Source organism: Nocardia sp. NPDC050718 (genome assembly GCF_040654235.1).
GTDB lineage: Bacteria > Actinomycetota > Actinomycetes > Mycobacteriales > Mycobacteriaceae > Nocardia.
Genome location: NZ_JBFAHQ010000006.1, coordinates 112807 through 127297, shown reverse-complemented (window position 1 = coordinate 127297; position 14491 = coordinate 112807). Strand labels below are relative to the sequence as shown.

Sequence of the window (14491 nt, the reverse complement as noted above, 5' to 3'; positions counted from 1 at the left end):
TGCGAGCGTAAACAGGACTCCGCCGCCCGAATGTCCAACAATGTGGACATTCATCGCAATTCGGGAACAGCGATTTTCCCTTTCGCCGCGACGACGCGAAAAGGCCCCGCCGACCTGGGTCGACGGGGCCTTTTCGCGGCAATCCCCTCCGATATCGGGTGCCGAGAATACCGGGTGCGGACAGTGTCAGTTGCCGAAGCCCGAGGCATCGGTCGGCGGCTGCTCGAGCACCAGGGTCTTGGTCTCCAGGAACGGCAGCAGCCCCTCCGTGCCGCCCTCACGGCCGACGCCGGACAGTTTGAAGCCGCCGAAGGCGATGGAGAAGTCGGTGCGCGGGCCGTTGTGCCCCACCGTGCCGGTGCGCAGTCTGCGCGCTACCCGGTAGGCGCGGTCGGCGTCGTCGGTGAACACCGCGGCGTTGAGGCCGTAGGGGTTGTCGTTGGCCAGGGCGATCGCGTCGTCCTCGTCCTTCGCCGCGATGACGGCCAGGACCGGACCGAAGATCTCCTCCGTCGCGATCACCGACCGGTTGTCGACATTCGCGAAGACCGTCGGCTCGACGAAGAAGCCGCGGTCCAGATGCGCCGGGCGGCCGCCACCGGTGACCAGCCGGGCACCCGACGACTTTCCCGCCGCGATGTAGCCCTCGACCCGTTCACGCTGACGCGCCGAGGCGAGCGGACCCATGGTGACGGTCTCGTCGAACGGATCACCCACGCGCACCGCGCTCATCGCCGCGCCGAGCGCTTCGGCGAGCTCGTCGTGACGCCGCTCGCTGACGATGACGCGCGTCAGGCTGTGACACACCTGCCCGGCCAGGTAGCTGATGCCTCCGGCCAGCACCTTCGCCGCGGTCCCGAGGTCGTAGTCGTCCAGGATCAGGGCGGGCGACTTGCCGCCCAGCTCGAGGGTGCACCGGGCCATCCGGTCGGCGCAAATGGCGCCGATCGCCCGGCCGGCGACGGTGGAACCGGTGAAGGTCACCTTGTCGACGCCGGGATGGCGGACCAGCGACTCCGATACCGCGCGATCGGCCGTCACCACATTGAGCACGCCCGCGGGCAGCCCGACCTTCGCACAGATCTCGGCGAACAGGTACGCCGAGGTCGGCGCCTCCTGCGGCGGCTTGAGCACCACCGTGCAGCCCGCCAGCAGCGCGGGGGCGCACTTGTAGGCCATCAGCCCGGCCGGACCGTTCCACGGCACGATCGCCGCGACCACGCCCACCGGCTCGCGCACGAGCAGACCCGCACCGCCCGCCGCGGGGGTGTGCGCCTCCCGGAACTCGAACGTCTCGGCGAGGTCGGCGTAGGCGTTGAACGCCCCATTCAGGAACAGCGGCAGGCGGGTCTTGGCCAGCGAGTAGGCGATGCCGGACTCGATGGACCACAGCCGGGCGAAATCGTCACCGCGCGCGGTCAGTTCCGCGGCGATCGCGCGCAGGTAGCCCGCGCGTTCGGCGGGCGACAGCAGCGGCCACGGCCCCTGGTCGAACGCCCGGCGGGCCGCCGTCACGGCCGCGTCCACGTCGTCGACGCCCGCCGCGCCGACCGTCGTCACGACCTCCTCGGTACTGCAGTTCACCACATCGAAGACCTCGGACGTGGACACCGGGATCCAGTCGCCATCGATGTAGGACGCCTCGGGATGTTCGGGCAGCACACCGGCCACCACTGACTTCGTCATGAAAACCCTTCGGATCTGAAGTCGCCACGCCACTGTGACGCACGCAACGCTCAATTATATATACTATATTTTGCATTCAGAATCCATGGGCGCACCGGTCGAGCGTCGGTGGCCGCGGTGACCCGCCGGTCAGGCGGTGGACTTGTGGGCGTCCACCGACCACATGCCCTGCTTCTCCAACATGGCGATCAGCTCGTCGGCGCTGGACATGATGTGATCGCGCATCAGCGAGCCCGCCGCCTTGGCCCGGCGTTGCCGCAGCGCCTCGAGGATCGCGGGGTGATCGCGCAGCGTGTCCTCGCGGTGGCCTTCGATGCTGATGTAGAAGCGGTTCGGCAGCTGCTTGACGACCGTGCCGAGCAGGGTCGCCAACCGCCGGGAGTTCGCGGCCAGGTTCACCGAGCGATGGAACTCGTGGCCGTAGACGACGAGGTCCTCGTCGGCCTCGACCTCGGCGGCGCGCGCGTGCGCCGCCACCACCCCGGCGAGCCGGTCGAGTTCGGCCACCGAGATCGATTTCGCGGCGCGGCTCGCCAGCTCCCCCGCCATCGTCGCCTGGGCCCAGAACAGGTCGTGCACATCCTGTTTGGTGAATTCCGAGACCATGAAGCCACGGCGCGGCACCAGCTCGACGAAGCCCTCGCCGCTGAGCAGCAGCAGCCCCTCCCGCACCGGCGTATTGCTGACTCCGACGGCCTCCGCGACCGGTTCGATCCGCAGGAACTCCCCCGGCCGCACCCGGCCGGAGATGATCAGCTCGCGCACATAGGTCGCGACGTCCTCCGAGAGCTGATGACGCTGCCTGCCCGCGCTGCGCGGCAGACCCTGCACAGTGGTCTCCATGGCGTCGGTCCTTCCGGTCGGTTATTACGCATTATGCCTCATGCACAACACATCCAGCCGCTGTGACGCCGGACGACGTGGGTCCGGCGGCCGCGAAATCACCGGTGACGGCGGCGAACGCGCGGATCAGCGCGGTCTCGGTGGCGGTGCGCCAGACGAAGGTCCAGCGGCAGCGGGGGCCGTCCGGCAGGGGGACGTAGACGATGCCGGGGCGGGCGTAGTACCGCACGCAGTGTTCTTGAACCAGGGCGACGGCCCGGCCTGCGGCGATGGCCGCCAGCATCTCCTGGAAGGTGTGCACGCGGGGACCACGCGGGATCGGGCGACCGGTCGGTGTGCGGGGCGGGATCAGCTCGTCGGCCCAGTAGCCCGGCGCGTCGGTACCGATGTCACACAGGGTGTGATCACCGAGATCCTCCACCGACATCGTTGTCCGCGTGGCCGATTCGCTGCCTTCCCGCACCGCCAGCCGGACCGGTTCGACGAGCACGGTGGGGCCGACGGTGATGTCGGGTTCCTCGACCGGCAGCCACAGCAGCTGGATATCGACCGTCCCGGCGCGCAGCGGGCCGAACGGGTCGGCGAAGTGCGCCTCACGCAGGACCAGCTCGACGCCGGGGTAGGCGTCGGTGAACGAGCGCAGCACCGGGGCGACGACGTGGCCGAGCGCGCCCATGATTCCCACGGTCAGCACGTCGCTCATGCCCTGCGCCGCAGCCCTGGCCCGCGCGACCGCCGATTCGATCAGCTGACTGCCGCGCCGCAGCTCGTCGCGCAATTGCACGCCGATGGGGGTGAGTGCGACGGAACGACTGGTCCGGGTGAACAGCGGGGCGCCGATACGGCGTTCCTGTTTCTTGATGGCGTGACTGACCCGGGACTGGGTGATCCGCAGCCGGTGCGCGGTCCGGCCGAAATGCAATTCCTCGGCGAGGGTCAGGAAGATCTCGATGTCCCGCATTTCCACGGGTGTGCCTCCATGATCATGATCCGACGGTCATGGCTCGTTCCGAAAACTGGCGTTGATCAGCGACGTCATCCACCGACATGGTGAATGTGCCGAATTCGTCACGCTTTTGGGAGAGACCATTGACGCTCGTATTTCTGGCCGCCGCGCTCGCCGTCGGCGGCCTGCTCGCCCTGCAGGCTTCGGTGAACCTGCAACTGGGCAAGGCGGTGGGCACCCCGTACGGTGCCGCCACCGTGCAATTGGCGGTCTCGGCCGTGCTGCTCGCGGTCGTGGCCGCGGTGGCGGGCGGCTGGGGCGCGCTCGCCGGGCTCGGTGACGTCGAGTGGTGGAAACTGGTGGGCGGCATCGCCTCGCCCGTCTACATCACCAGCGCCATCCTGCTGTTCCCGCGACTCGGCGCGCTCGCCTCGGTCGGTCTGTTCGTCACCGGGCAGATGTTCGCGTCCATCGCGCTCGATGTCGGCGGGCTGCTCGGCGTCGAGCGGCGACCGCTGGGGCCGGGCATGCTGCTGGGCGCCGTGGTCGTGCTGGCCGGGATCGTGGTCGTGATCCGCAGCCAGCTCACGGATGGCCAGGGGCAGACCTCCGCGGCGGCGCGAATCGGCTGGATCGCGCTGGGACTCGTTGCCGGAGCGGTCCTTCCGGTGCAGGGCGCGACCAATGCCGCGTTGCGCCGCGCGCTCGGTGATCCGTTCGTCACCGGACTGTGGTCGTTCGTCGTGGCGACGGCGACCATCGCGGTGGCGCTGATCGTCCTCGTGATCACCGGCCGCACGCCGCGTCCTCGGCTCGCCCCGCTGCGGACGGTGCCCTGGTGGGGGTGGCTGGGCGGGGTCGCGGCGGCGACCTACGTGACCGTCACGTTCACCGTCATTCCGCAGATCGGCGCCGCCACCACCATCGCGCTGACGGTCACCGGGCAGCAGCTGGTGTCGGCGGCGATCGATCATCGCGGCTGGTTCCAGCTGCCGAGCAAGCCGGTGACCAGCGGACGACTGGCCGGTCTCGCGGCGCTGATCGCCGGGTGCGCGCTGGTGCAGCTCGCCTAGTGGCGAGGCGGTGATCGTCACGGGGACACGCGATCCGAGGCCGAGAACCCCGCGACGATCCCGACCCGGCGACGCCGGTAGTACGCGAAGGTGACGGCGGCCAGCAGTGGGCCCCACAGCAGGAGCGGGGCGTAGCAGAGGTAGTAGACGGCCGACTCCCAACCACCGGCGCGGGAGGGGAAGTCCGCCGGGGTCGGGTCGCCACGCAGGGTGACGCCGGCGAACTCCGTGACGAAGGCGGCGGTCCACATGATCGTCAGCGTCGCCGCGCCGAGCGCGGCCGGGACCACGGCGACCGGAGTGGGGATGCGCCGCCCGCGCAATCGTGGAATCCAGCGCGGGAACCATTCACCCCAGGCCGCGACCAGTCCCACGGCGGTGAACGCCACCAGTTCCGACACGATCGACAAGGCGATCACATACAGCTCGCCGGGGAGCCAGGACGGCAGATCGCCGCGCTTGCCCGCGGTGTCGTCGTCGAGGAAGGCCACGCCGATCCGCCAGAGACTGGACGGTAGCGCCGTCAACGGAACCGCGAAGGCGGCGATCGTGGCCCATCGCGGAACTCCCGGAACCGGCGTATGCACCGTCCGCCACGCGGTGTGGAGCCGGCCGGTGCGCACGGGTGGGTCGGCCAGAGCGGTCATTCGCTCGCCTCCGTCACCGCGGGGAGTTCACGGATGCGCCGGGTGCGAGACGAGCACTCGGGCGGCCAGGTGTCGAACATGGGGCCTCCAGTTACGAAACTATCAGTCTCGTAACCATAGCCTCCCGCTCCAACCCGTGCCGCTCGGACCCGATGCGGAGCGGCACGTGTCACGCCCGAGGTGTGCCTACGCGGTCAGCGTCGCGGCGCCCGGGCCATCCAATTCCCCTGCCGCGAGGGCTCTTCCGGAGAGAGCGAGCAGAAGGGCCACCGCGGAGCCGCGCACTTGCGGGCCGTCCCCGACATCGAGATCCGCGTCGGTCGCCGTCAGGCGCAAGCCCCGCGCGCGCTCCTTCCCGCCGCCGACCTTCACCGACGTATCGAGCTGATGACGGACCGCCGTCACCACGGGCGCGACGGGATAGTCCCGATGCAGGCCGAGGGGGCGCCGGATGTCCTCGCCGTGCACGAACGCTTCGATCAACCGGGTCGCCTTCGGCGCCGGGGCACCCGTGGTCCGCCCGCTCGCCGCCCGGAACGCGGCCAAGGTCAGCGCGGGATCCTCGGCGCGCTCCCGTGCGACACCCGCCTGGTTGAAACGGTCGAAATCGAAACGGGCAGCGGCGAAGTGGACGACGAAGCCCAGCTGGGTGGTCTTCGCGTCGTCGGTCAGATGCGCCACGACGTCGTGCACGTCCCAGCCGGGACACAGCGACGGCGTCGACCACCGCTCCGCCGGCAGGTCCGCCAGGTCCGCGATCAGCGCGGCGCGCTCGGCGTGCACCACCGTCCAGATCTCGCTCACATCAGCCTCCATTTCCCGCCCAGCAACTGAACTGAACTGAACAGTACAGGAAAGATATAGCTGAACTCAAGAGTTCAGTTGCGCTACCATGCGGAGCGTGGGCACAGCGAGAACCAGACCGGCGCCACCTTCGGGGGCCCGCGCCGAGCGCAGTCGGCACGCCATCGTGACCGCCGCCCGCGCGGTGTTCATCGCCGAGGGATTCGACGCGGGCATGGACCGGATCGCCGCCGCGGCGGGCGTGTCGAAAGTGACCGTGTACAACCACTTCAGCAGCAAAGAGGACCTGTTCACCGAGGTCATCGGCGAGGCCATGGGGGCAGCGCACGCGACGATGGCGCAGGTCCGCAGCGAGCTCGCCGACACCGACGACGTCCGCGACGCCCTGCTCCGGGCGGCGCGCGCCCTGGTCACCGCGGCGACGGACCCGACCAGACTCGCGCTGCGCAACCTCGTCACCACCGAACTGCGCCGCTTCCCCGATCTCGGCCACGCCTACCACGCGCAGGGCCCCGCCCAGTCGGCCGTCGCCATGGGTGAACTCCTCACCGACCTGTGCGCCCGCGGCCATCTCACTGTGCCCGATCTCGAGGTGGCCGTCGTCCAGTTCTTCGGCCTGACGATCTACCCCCACCTGATCACCGGCTCGATCGGTTCCGACCTGCCACCGGACCTCGCCGACCGGCTCGTCACCGACGGCGTCGAGACCTTCCTGAGTCGCTACGGGACCGCGTCCCCTCCCCCGGCACGATCGACCCGCACGGCTGCACGCGGGAGCTGACCCACGGTCCGTGCCCGTTCACAGTCGCCGGACGCCACGCACCACCTTCGCGAACGACGATGCCGTCAGCAACCCCTTCCCCAGCCGGGGATGGCAGGCGCCGAGGTCGACCATCACGGCGTAGGTCAGGCCGTGATCGCGGCGGACGGCGAGTTGCTCGAGGATCTCGTCCGGGGTCCCGGCCACGAAGATCTCCCGGATCAGCGACGCGGGAGCGCGGCGTCCGTACTCGATGGCCGTGGCTTCGTCGATGGTCTGCGGCAGGATGTCCTGCGCGCCGGCGAAGGTGGGGCCCAGCGGGTGTTCGGCACCGTGGCGCGCCCAGGCCTGCGCCGACCCGATGAGCGCGTAGGCACGGACCACGGGCGAGTCGAGGATCTCCTCGACGATCGCCGCCGACCTGCCCGCGATGACGAAGAACCAGCCCGCCGCCCGCACCGCCGACGGGTCGCGGCCCGCGTCCGAGGCCGCGGCGCGGATGGTGTCGAGCTTGGCGCGATAGTCGGCGGGACTGCTGGGGAAGGCGGGCATCCAGGCATCGGCGTACCGGCCCGCCGCTCGCAGCATCCGCGGTCCATGGGCGCCCATCCACAGTTCCGGCCGGGTGCCGCGATACGGCGGCAGCGCGAAGATCGCGTCGCGCAACGGAAAGAACTCGGAATCGCGGGAGATCGGCTCACCACCGGAGTCCCACAGTGCCCGGATCGTGGCGACCGCCTCCTCGAACCGGGCCACCGGACGCCGCCAGTCGACCCCGTAGGGCTCGTTGTTCTCCCGCTCGCCCGGCCCGATGCCGAGGATCGCCCGCCCACGGGTGAGCAGGTGCAGGGTCGCCGCGGCCTGCGCGGTCACGGCCGGATGCCGACGACCGGTATCGGTCACCCCGATGCCGAGGCGCAATCGACGCCACCGGTTTCGCGCGGCCGCGTAACCGAGCATCGTCCACGGCTCGTAATAGGCGTCGGCTTCGGGCGCGACCCGGGCGCCGCCCGCGTGCCGCGCCGACCACACCGACGCCGGGAACAGCCCGATCAGGTGGTCGACGGACCACAGCGAGTCCGCGCCCGCCACGGCGGCGAGGAACTCGGCATTGCGATGGGTGAAATCCGGGACGAACCGGCTGTGCAGCCCCGGATCGACGACCCCGGCCCGCACCCGCTGTTGTTTCCGCATCGCGCACCCGCTTCCGGAGGTGACGAGAAGGATTGTGTACCCGTGCAGTGTCCCACGCGCGAGCCGCCCACCCCGGTCGGACCGGGGTGGGCGGCTCGGTTCGTCGTGCGGGTTTTCCTACTTCGGCAGGCCCGCCTCGATCGCGGCGATGATGCGCGGGCGCAGGTCGGGAACGCTGACGATGGCGTCGACCGAACCGACCTCGACGGCGCGCTGGATGTTGTGCACGCCGTCGAACTCCGCGGCCACCTCGCCCAGCTTCTCCGCGCGTACCGAGGATCGGACCTCGTCGAGTTCCGCGGTCAGGGTCGCCCGGTCGGTGCCGAACGCGTTGGCGGCCTGGGTCTCCAGGTCGCGCACGCGCGGGTCGGCCGCCGTCCGGGAGTTGACCTCGCCCGCGAAGACCACCGCGGCGGCGGGGGCGCCACCGAGGACGGAGGCGAACGAGCCCTCCAGCGCGAGCACGGTCATGTTCGGGTTCAGCGCCTTGGAGAACACCACGAACGCGCCGCCGTGGTACCGCGAGATCACGGTGAACACGATCGGGCCCTCGAAGTTGACGATGGCGCGACCGATCTCGGCACCGTACTCGAGCTGCAGCTTGCGCATCGACTCCGGCGAGCCGTCGAAGCCCGACAGGTTCGCCAGCACCACCAGCGGCCGGTTGCCGCTGGCCGCGTTGATGGCCCGGGCGGCCTTCTTCGACGACCGCGGGAACAGGGTGCCCGCGGTGTAGGTGTCGGGGCCGTCGGTCGACGGGAAACCACGCCGCGGCACATTGCGCGACTCGATACCCAGCAGGCACACCGGGATACCGCCGAGGTGCGCGTCCTGCACCACCGCGGTCTCGGCGTCGGCCATGCCCGCCCAGCGTTCCAGCACCGGGTGATCCTGGTCGGCCAGCGCGCGCATCACGGTCCGGATGTCGAAGGGCTTCTTGCGGTCCGGGTTGGCGGCCGCGGAGAAGATCTCGCCGACGGTGGCGAAGGAGCTGTCCGCGAGCACGTGCGGGAAGCTCGAGATGTCGCGGTCGCTGGGGTCGACGGTCTGCGAGCGGCGCGGCGACTGCTCGCCGGGCGCGACGTAGGTGTGGTCGTAGTGCGCCATCAGCACGTCGCGGGCGGCGGTCAGGTTCGGCGCCCAGTACTGCGCCTGGCCGTTGGGGCCCATCACGCGGTCGTAGCCACCGATGCCGAAGTTGTCCTCGGCCGAGACGCCGCCGGAGAAGTCCAGCGACTGCTTGCCGGTCAGCACCATCGCCGAGTCCGGGGTCATCACCAGCACGCCCTTGGTGTGCATGAGCATGGTGGCTTCGGCGTTCCAGTACGGCTGCGCGCCGACGTTGATTCCGGCGACCACGATGTTGATCTCGCCGCCGTCCTGGGTGAACTCGACGATCCGCTTGAGCGCGGCGGCGACCCAGTCCATGTTCTCGGTGCCGGACTCCATCGAGATCCGGGCGCCGGAGGACAGCGCGTACCACTCCAGCGGCACCTGCAGGCGTTCGGCGAGATCGAGCGCGGCGATCACGCGGCGGCACTCGGGCTCGGAGAGCGCGCCCAGCGACTTGGTCGGGTCGCCGAGCAGCAGGACGCGGGTGACGCCCTCGGGATGCTGGATGGTCGGGGTGCTGACCACACCGGCGACGATCGCCGCCTTGTTGCGGCCCTTCGGCCGGTCGACGGGGACCAGCACGTGGTCGGCGTCGAGATCGTACTCGGCGAAATCGCCCAGCACGCCGGTCAGCTCGTACGGGTAGACGGTGTTGCGGCCCGCGGCGCGCAGCACCTTCTGGCGGTACTCGTCGAGCGGCTCGACCGGCTCGTCGGTCAGCTCGCCGACGGTCACCTCGGAGCCGCCGGTCGCGCCGATCGTGATCCGGACGCCGACCTTGGTCAGCTCGCCGGTGTTCGGGTCGCGCTGCCGGGCGATGAGCAGGATCTCCTCCAGCCCGGCGCCGACGGCGGTCGGCAGCACGTGTCCGCCGATCGTCGCCAGTTCCTCGCTGGTGACATCCATCGGCGGCCAGATGTACATCACGATGCGGTTGGTGTTGAGCCGCTTGGCCGACGGCCGCCGCGACTGCGCCCGGCGGATCGAGTCGACACAGGTCGCGATGGTGCTCTCGGCCGTGGGCAGGGCCAGCAGCCTGCCGTCGTGCTCGCGCAGCGCGGCCAGGTCGCGGACCTGGGCGAAGGCGATCAGGCGGTCGTCGGACGGGTTGCCCTTGGCGACGCACCGGAACAGGTAGACCTCTTCGTCGTCCGAGGACGGCAGGCGGGTCAGGTCGAACTTACGCAGCCGCTCCATCTGCATCCGCTGCGCGATGTAGGGGTGCAGACCGCGGATCAGCCGCTCCTCCGCCATGCCGGTGGCCGACGGGCGGAAGGTGAAGTGGTGGTGCATGACCGCGCCGTTGCTGCCCGCCACCGTCGCGGTGATCCGGTGCACCTGCTGCGGCAGCTGGTAGCCGCCGAGGACCTCCTGCAGGGCCGCGGCCATGGCGTCGGAGTCCTCGGGCTGGGCTTCCCAGCTCAGGTAGATATCGGCGTCGATCGAGGACGCGCCGCCGGCCAGCTCGCCGAGACCCTGCACCGCGGTGCCGAGCTCGTCGAAGCTCACCGCGGCCGAGACCAGGCTCGCGCCGTCGCGCTCGGCGACGACGAAGGAGGTGCCGCCGACCTGCTCGGCGCGCACACCGGTCAGGCCCTTGTTGCCGTAGTAGCGGCGGGTCAGCACCTCGAGCAGGACGGTGTGCTCGGGCTTGTCGCGCTCGAGCCGCTGGCCGAGCAGCCGCACCAGCGGCTCGGTGCTGCGCACCATGTCGGCGATGCGGGTGGCGCGATCGGCCGCGTCCGGGTTCGCGTCCAGGTAGGTCAGGTGCTTGCGGACATTGGTGTAGACGCGGGCGCGGTTGCGGCGCAGCAGCGGCTGGCCGTACCAGCCGTAGACCAGACCACGGGTCAGGTCGGCGATCACCGGGAAGCGCACCTGGGTGGCCGCGACCAGGCGCTCCAGCGCCAGGCCGACGGGCTCGCGCAGCACCTGGTCGGGCATCGGCTCGCGCAGCCACTCGCGCAGCAGCGTGGTGATGACCTCGACGGTGTCGGTCGGGCGCTGCTGGGCCAGGAAGATCCGGAAGACCGCGGCCTCGAGATCGGCCGACCGGTCCAGCTCGGTGACGCCGTAGTGGCTCAGCGCCTGCGCCAGCTTGGCCTGGTACGCCTCGGGCAGACCGGCCCGCTCGACGTCGAGGCTCTGCAGGTAGGTGTGGAAGTACTCGCGCGCGCTGTGCAGGTGGCCGACGCTCTGCTCGTCGTCCGCCGCGCGGTTGTGGCTCAGTTCGGCGAGATCGGCGAAGACCTGGACGAGTTCGAGTTCCTCGGCCAGCGGGCGGTGATCGCCGGCGACGGAATCGCGGCGGGCCGCGAGGTACTCGTCGAGGACGCGGCGGTCGTCGTGCGGGTCGACGTCGAAGCCGAGCAGCAGGCTGCGCAGGTCCTGCAGACCGCGGGCCAGCCGCTCGTGCGGCTGACGAGGGGCGGGCTCGGTGGGCAGGTCGAGTTCGACCGTCCCGACCACTTCGGCCTCGCCCGCCTCGTCGTCGTCGGCGAGGGGCTCCAGGCGCAGCAGCGGCGCGCCGGTCTCGACCTGGGTACCGACCGAGACGGCGAGTTCCTTGAGCCGGGCGCGGAACGGCGCGCGCAGCACCGTCTCCATCTTCATGCTCTCCAGCACCAGCACCGCGGCGCCTGCCTCGACCTCGGCGCCGACCTCGAGCGGGGTGCCGACGACCAGGGCGGGCGCGGGCGAGCGGACGACGCCGCCCTCGTCCCGGCTGATCCGGTGGGTCACGCCGTCGACGTCGACCAGGTGGGTCGGTCCGTGCGTGCCGGTGATCAGGCGGTAGCGGGTGCCGTTGACGACGATCTGCCCGGTGTGCTGATCGAAGCGCTCGAGATCGACGTCGGCGGTGGTCAGTTCGGTCCCGGCCTCGATGCCGACGCGGAACCGGTGCGCGCCGATGCGGGCCACGCGGACCCGGTAGCTCGCGCCACGCAGCTTCAGGTCGAGCGGGCGGCCGCTCTCGTGCTGGACCTGCGGGCGGCCGCCGGAGGCGGTGGACAGCAGGCGGTGCCGCTCGGCGCGCTCCTCGTCCTCGTAGGCGTCGATCGCGGCGGCGGCCAGCGCGATGGCGGAGTGCTGGTGGGTCACCAGGCGGCCCTCGCCGCGGACCCGGTCGATCCAGCCGGTGTCGGCGCTGGCGTCGATCACCTCGGGCTGCTCGAGCAGGTCGAGGACGAAGCTCTTGTTCGTCGCGCCGCCCTCGATGACGACGCGGGTCTGCGCCATGGCCCGGCGCAGCCGGCCCAGGGCCTCGTTGCGGTCGCGGCCGTAGGCGATGATCTTGGCGATCATCGAGTCGAAGTCGGCGGGGATGGTGTCGCCCTCGCTGACACCGGTGTCCACGCGGATGCCGGGGCCCGCGGGCAGGTCGAGGCGCACGATGCGGCCGGGAGCGGGCGCGAAGTCGCGGTCGGGGTCCTCGGCGTTGAGCCGGGCCTCGATGGCGTGGCCGCGCTCGACCGGCGGGGTGCCCTCGAGCTTGGTGCCGGAGGCCACCGACAGCTGCGCGTGCACGAGATCGACACCGGTGGTGCACTCGGTGATCGGGTGCTCGACCTGCAGCCGGGTGTTCACCTCGAGGAAGGCGAACAGCTGCTCGCCCGGGTGGTACAGGAACTCGACGGTCGCCGCGCCGCAGTAGCCGACCGCGACGGCGAGGCGCTCGGCGGAGGCCTTCAGCTCGCTGGTCTGCTCCGCGCTGAGCACGGGCGAGGCGGACTCCTCGATGACCTTCTGGTTGCGCCGCTGCACCGAGCAGTCGCGGACGCCGAGCGCCCACGCCGTGCCCTGGCCGTCGGCGATCACCTGGACCTCGACGTGGCGGGCACCGGTGACCAGCCGCTCCAGGAAGACCACGCCGCTGCCGAAGGCGCGCGCGGCTTCCTGCTTGGTGCGCTCGTAGGCGTCGACCAGCTCGGCCTCGTTGGTGATGACGCGGATACCGCGCCCGCCACCACCGGCGGTGGCCTTGAGCATCAGCGGGTAGCCGATCTCGGCGGCGGCCTCGATGGCGTCCTCGACGGTGTCGACCGCGCCGCGGCTCCACGGCGCGACCGGGACCCCGACCTCCTCGGCGAGCAGCTTGGCGCCGATCTTGTCGCCCAGCTTGCGCATGGCGTCGGCGCTGGGGCCGATGAAGGTGACGCCGATGTGCTCGCACAGTTCGGCGAAGGCCGGATCCTCGGCGACGAAGCCCCAGCCGACCCAGGCCGCGTCGGCCTTGGTGGCCACCAGGGCCTGCTCGAGCACCTTCAGATCCAGGTACGGGCGGGCCGAGGCCGGACCGAGGTCGTAGGCCACGTCGGCGGCCCGGACGAAGGTGGCGTTGCGGTCGACGTCGGTGTACAGGGCGACCGTTTCGATCGGTAGCCCGCTCGCCGCCGCCAGATCACGGACGGCATGGATGAGCCGCATGGCGGCCTCTCCCCTGTTGACGATGGCGATGCGGCTGAACACTCGCCGACTCCTTTCCAATACCGAGTTGTGTGGCCCGGACGGGTACGAATTCGAACTCCGGTTCCAGGGCAGTGTGCACCTCTACTCCGTATATGTGAACAGCGTCCAAGGGTTACCCGCACGTATTGTTGGAGTCGGTCACATCCCGCCCCGGTCAGTGCGGGGTTCCCGGCGTGCCTCGGCGCGCGCGGACGGCACCGGCCGCAGGCGGTACATCCAGTGTCCTCCGGATCGCGCGACCGGCCGAGAGTAGTGCGCTACCCGGCGCGTCCCGACGTCACTTGACGGCGCCGGTGAGCGCGACGGAGGCGCCGAGCCCGATGATCATCGCGCCCCCGGTGGCGCCCACCGCCTCCAGCCGGCGCGGCGAGCGGGCGAACCAGCTGCGCGCGGTGCCTGCGAGCAGCGCCCAGCTGCTGTCGAGCACCAGCGCCAGCACGGCCATGATCGTCCCGAGCACCACCAGCTGCCCGACCATCGAGCCGGCCGCCGGATCGACGAACTGTGGCAGCACCGCCGCGAAGAAGACGATGGCCTTCGGATTGGTGACACCGACGACGTAGCCCTGCCGGAACAGCTTCGTCGCGGCCACCGGCGCCGCGCCCGCCGCCAGCGCGGCGGACAGCTCCCGGCGGTGCCGGATGGCCTGCACGCCCAGGTGCAGCAGATACAGCGCGCCGATGATCTTCACCGCCGTCAGCACCAGCGCCGAGACGGCGAGCACGGTGCCGAGCCCGGCCGCGACCAGCACCAGCGTCGTCTGCACGCCCATGGCGTGCCCGAACACCGACAGCAGCGCGGCCCGCCGTCCCGAGGTCAGCGCCCGGCCGACCGCGAACAGCACGCCCGGCCCCGGCACGACGACGATGACGAACGCCGCCGCGAGGAACGCGAGCAGATTCGGAAGCGGAACCATCCACCGACCGTACGGACCGAACAGCCTGTCCGGCAAGGT

General features: G+C 70.8%; 10 protein-coding genes. 2 read left to right on the top strand and 8 right to left on the bottom strand.

Annotated elements, in window-relative coordinates; all coding sequences use genetic code 11:
* Window positions 1–186 precede the first annotated feature (186 nt).
* From AB0H54_RS26190 to AB0H54_RS26180, 3 genes are all read right to left on the bottom strand, one after another.
* Window positions 187–1686 carry an aldehyde dehydrogenase gene (locus AB0H54_RS26190; RefSeq protein ID WP_357348679.1) on the bottom strand — a complete coding sequence of 500 codons (1500 nt, stop codon included), beginning with the start codon at window positions 1684–1686 and terminating at the stop codon, window positions 187–189.
* A gap of 129 nt (window positions 1687–1815) precedes the next feature.
* Window positions 1816–2529, bottom strand: coding sequence for a GntR family transcriptional regulator (locus AB0H54_RS26185; protein WP_357348677.1), 714 nt, complete (start codon window positions 2527–2529; stop codon window positions 1816–1818).
* Between the two features lie 31 nt (window positions 2530–2560).
* The gene (locus AB0H54_RS26180) at window positions 2561–3490 is read right to left on the bottom strand and encodes a LysR family transcriptional regulator (RefSeq protein WP_357349090.1); all 930 of its coding nucleotides are present in this window, start codon (window positions 3488–3490) and stop codon (window positions 2561–2563) included.
* Window positions 3491–3618: 128 nt separating this feature from the next.
* On the opposite strand from AB0H54_RS26180, the gene AB0H54_RS26175 reads away from it, so the two are divergent.
* The gene (locus AB0H54_RS26175; RefSeq protein WP_357348675.1) at window positions 3619–4548 is read left to right on the top strand and encodes a DMT family transporter; all 930 of its coding nucleotides are present in this window, start codon (window positions 3619–3621) and stop codon (window positions 4546–4548) included.
* Between the two features lie 17 nt (window positions 4549–4565).
* Here the strand turns inward: AB0H54_RS26175 and AB0H54_RS26170 are convergent, their stop codons facing one another.
* Both AB0H54_RS26170 and AB0H54_RS26165 read right to left on the bottom strand, forming a co-directional pair.
* Window positions 4566–5195: a hypothetical protein gene (locus tag AB0H54_RS26170; RefSeq protein ID WP_357348673.1), complete on the bottom strand. Its 630-nt coding sequence runs from the start codon at window positions 5193–5195 to the stop codon at window positions 4566–4568.
* Between the two features lie 186 nt (window positions 5196–5381).
* Complete coding sequence (locus tag AB0H54_RS26165) at window positions 5382–5999, bottom strand: maleylpyruvate isomerase family mycothiol-dependent enzyme (protein ID WP_357348671.1); 618 nt, start codon at window positions 5997–5999, stop codon at window positions 5382–5384.
* A 97-nt stretch (window positions 6000–6096) separates the two neighbouring features.
* On the opposite strand from AB0H54_RS26165, the gene AB0H54_RS26160 reads away from it, so the two are divergent.
* The gene (locus AB0H54_RS26160) at window positions 6097–6780 is read left to right on the top strand and encodes a TetR/AcrR family transcriptional regulator (RefSeq protein ID WP_357348669.1); all 684 of its coding nucleotides are present in this window, start codon (window positions 6097–6099) and stop codon (window positions 6778–6780) included.
* An 18-nt stretch (window positions 6781–6798) separates the two neighbouring features.
* Here AB0H54_RS26160 and AB0H54_RS26155 read toward each other — a convergent pair whose 3' ends face one another.
* The 3 genes from AB0H54_RS26155 to AB0H54_RS26145 all read right to left on the bottom strand — a co-directional run bounded on the left by AB0H54_RS26155 (window position 6799) and on the right by AB0H54_RS26145 (window position 14452).
* Window positions 6799–7953: an LLM class flavin-dependent oxidoreductase gene (locus tag AB0H54_RS26155; protein WP_357348667.1), complete on the bottom strand. Its 1155-nt coding sequence runs from the start codon at window positions 7951–7953 to the stop codon at window positions 6799–6801.
* Between the two features lie 117 nt (window positions 7954–8070).
* Complete coding sequence (locus AB0H54_RS26150; RefSeq protein WP_355281189.1) at window positions 8071–13536, bottom strand: carboxyl transferase domain-containing protein; 5466 nt, start codon at window positions 13534–13536, stop codon at window positions 8071–8073.
* Window positions 13537–13813: 277 nt separating this feature from the next.
* On the bottom strand, window positions 13814–14452 hold the full coding sequence (locus tag AB0H54_RS26145; RefSeq protein ID WP_357348665.1) for a LysE family translocator: 639 nt from the start codon (window positions 14450–14452) through the stop codon (window positions 13814–13816).
* Window positions 14453–14491: the final 39 nt, after the last annotated feature.

Excerpts from the sequence above, each read along its gene's own strand:
- AB0H54_RS26190 (WP_357348679.1), bottom strand. The coding sequence starts at position 1,686 with ATGACGAAGTCAGTGGTGGCCGGTGTGCTGCCCGAACATCCCGAGGCG.
- AB0H54_RS26185 (WP_357348677.1), bottom strand. The coding sequence starts at position 2,529 with ATGGAGACCACTGTGCAGGGTCTGCCGCGCAGCGCGGGCAGGCAGCGT.
- AB0H54_RS26180 (WP_357349090.1), bottom strand. The coding sequence starts at position 3,490 with ATGCGGGACATCGAGATCTTCCTGACCCTCGCCGAGGAATTGCATTTC.
- AB0H54_RS26170 (WP_357348673.1), bottom strand. The coding sequence starts at position 5,195 with ATGACCGCTCTGGCCGACCCACCCGTGCGCACCGGCCGGCTCCACACC.
- AB0H54_RS26155 (WP_357348667.1), bottom strand. The coding sequence starts at position 7,953 with ATGCGGAAACAACAGCGGGTGCGGGCCGGGGTCGTCGATCCGGGGCTG.
- AB0H54_RS26145 (WP_357348665.1), bottom strand. The coding sequence starts at position 14,452 with ATGGTTCCGCTTCCGAATCTGCTCGCGTTCCTCGCGGCGGCGTTCGTC.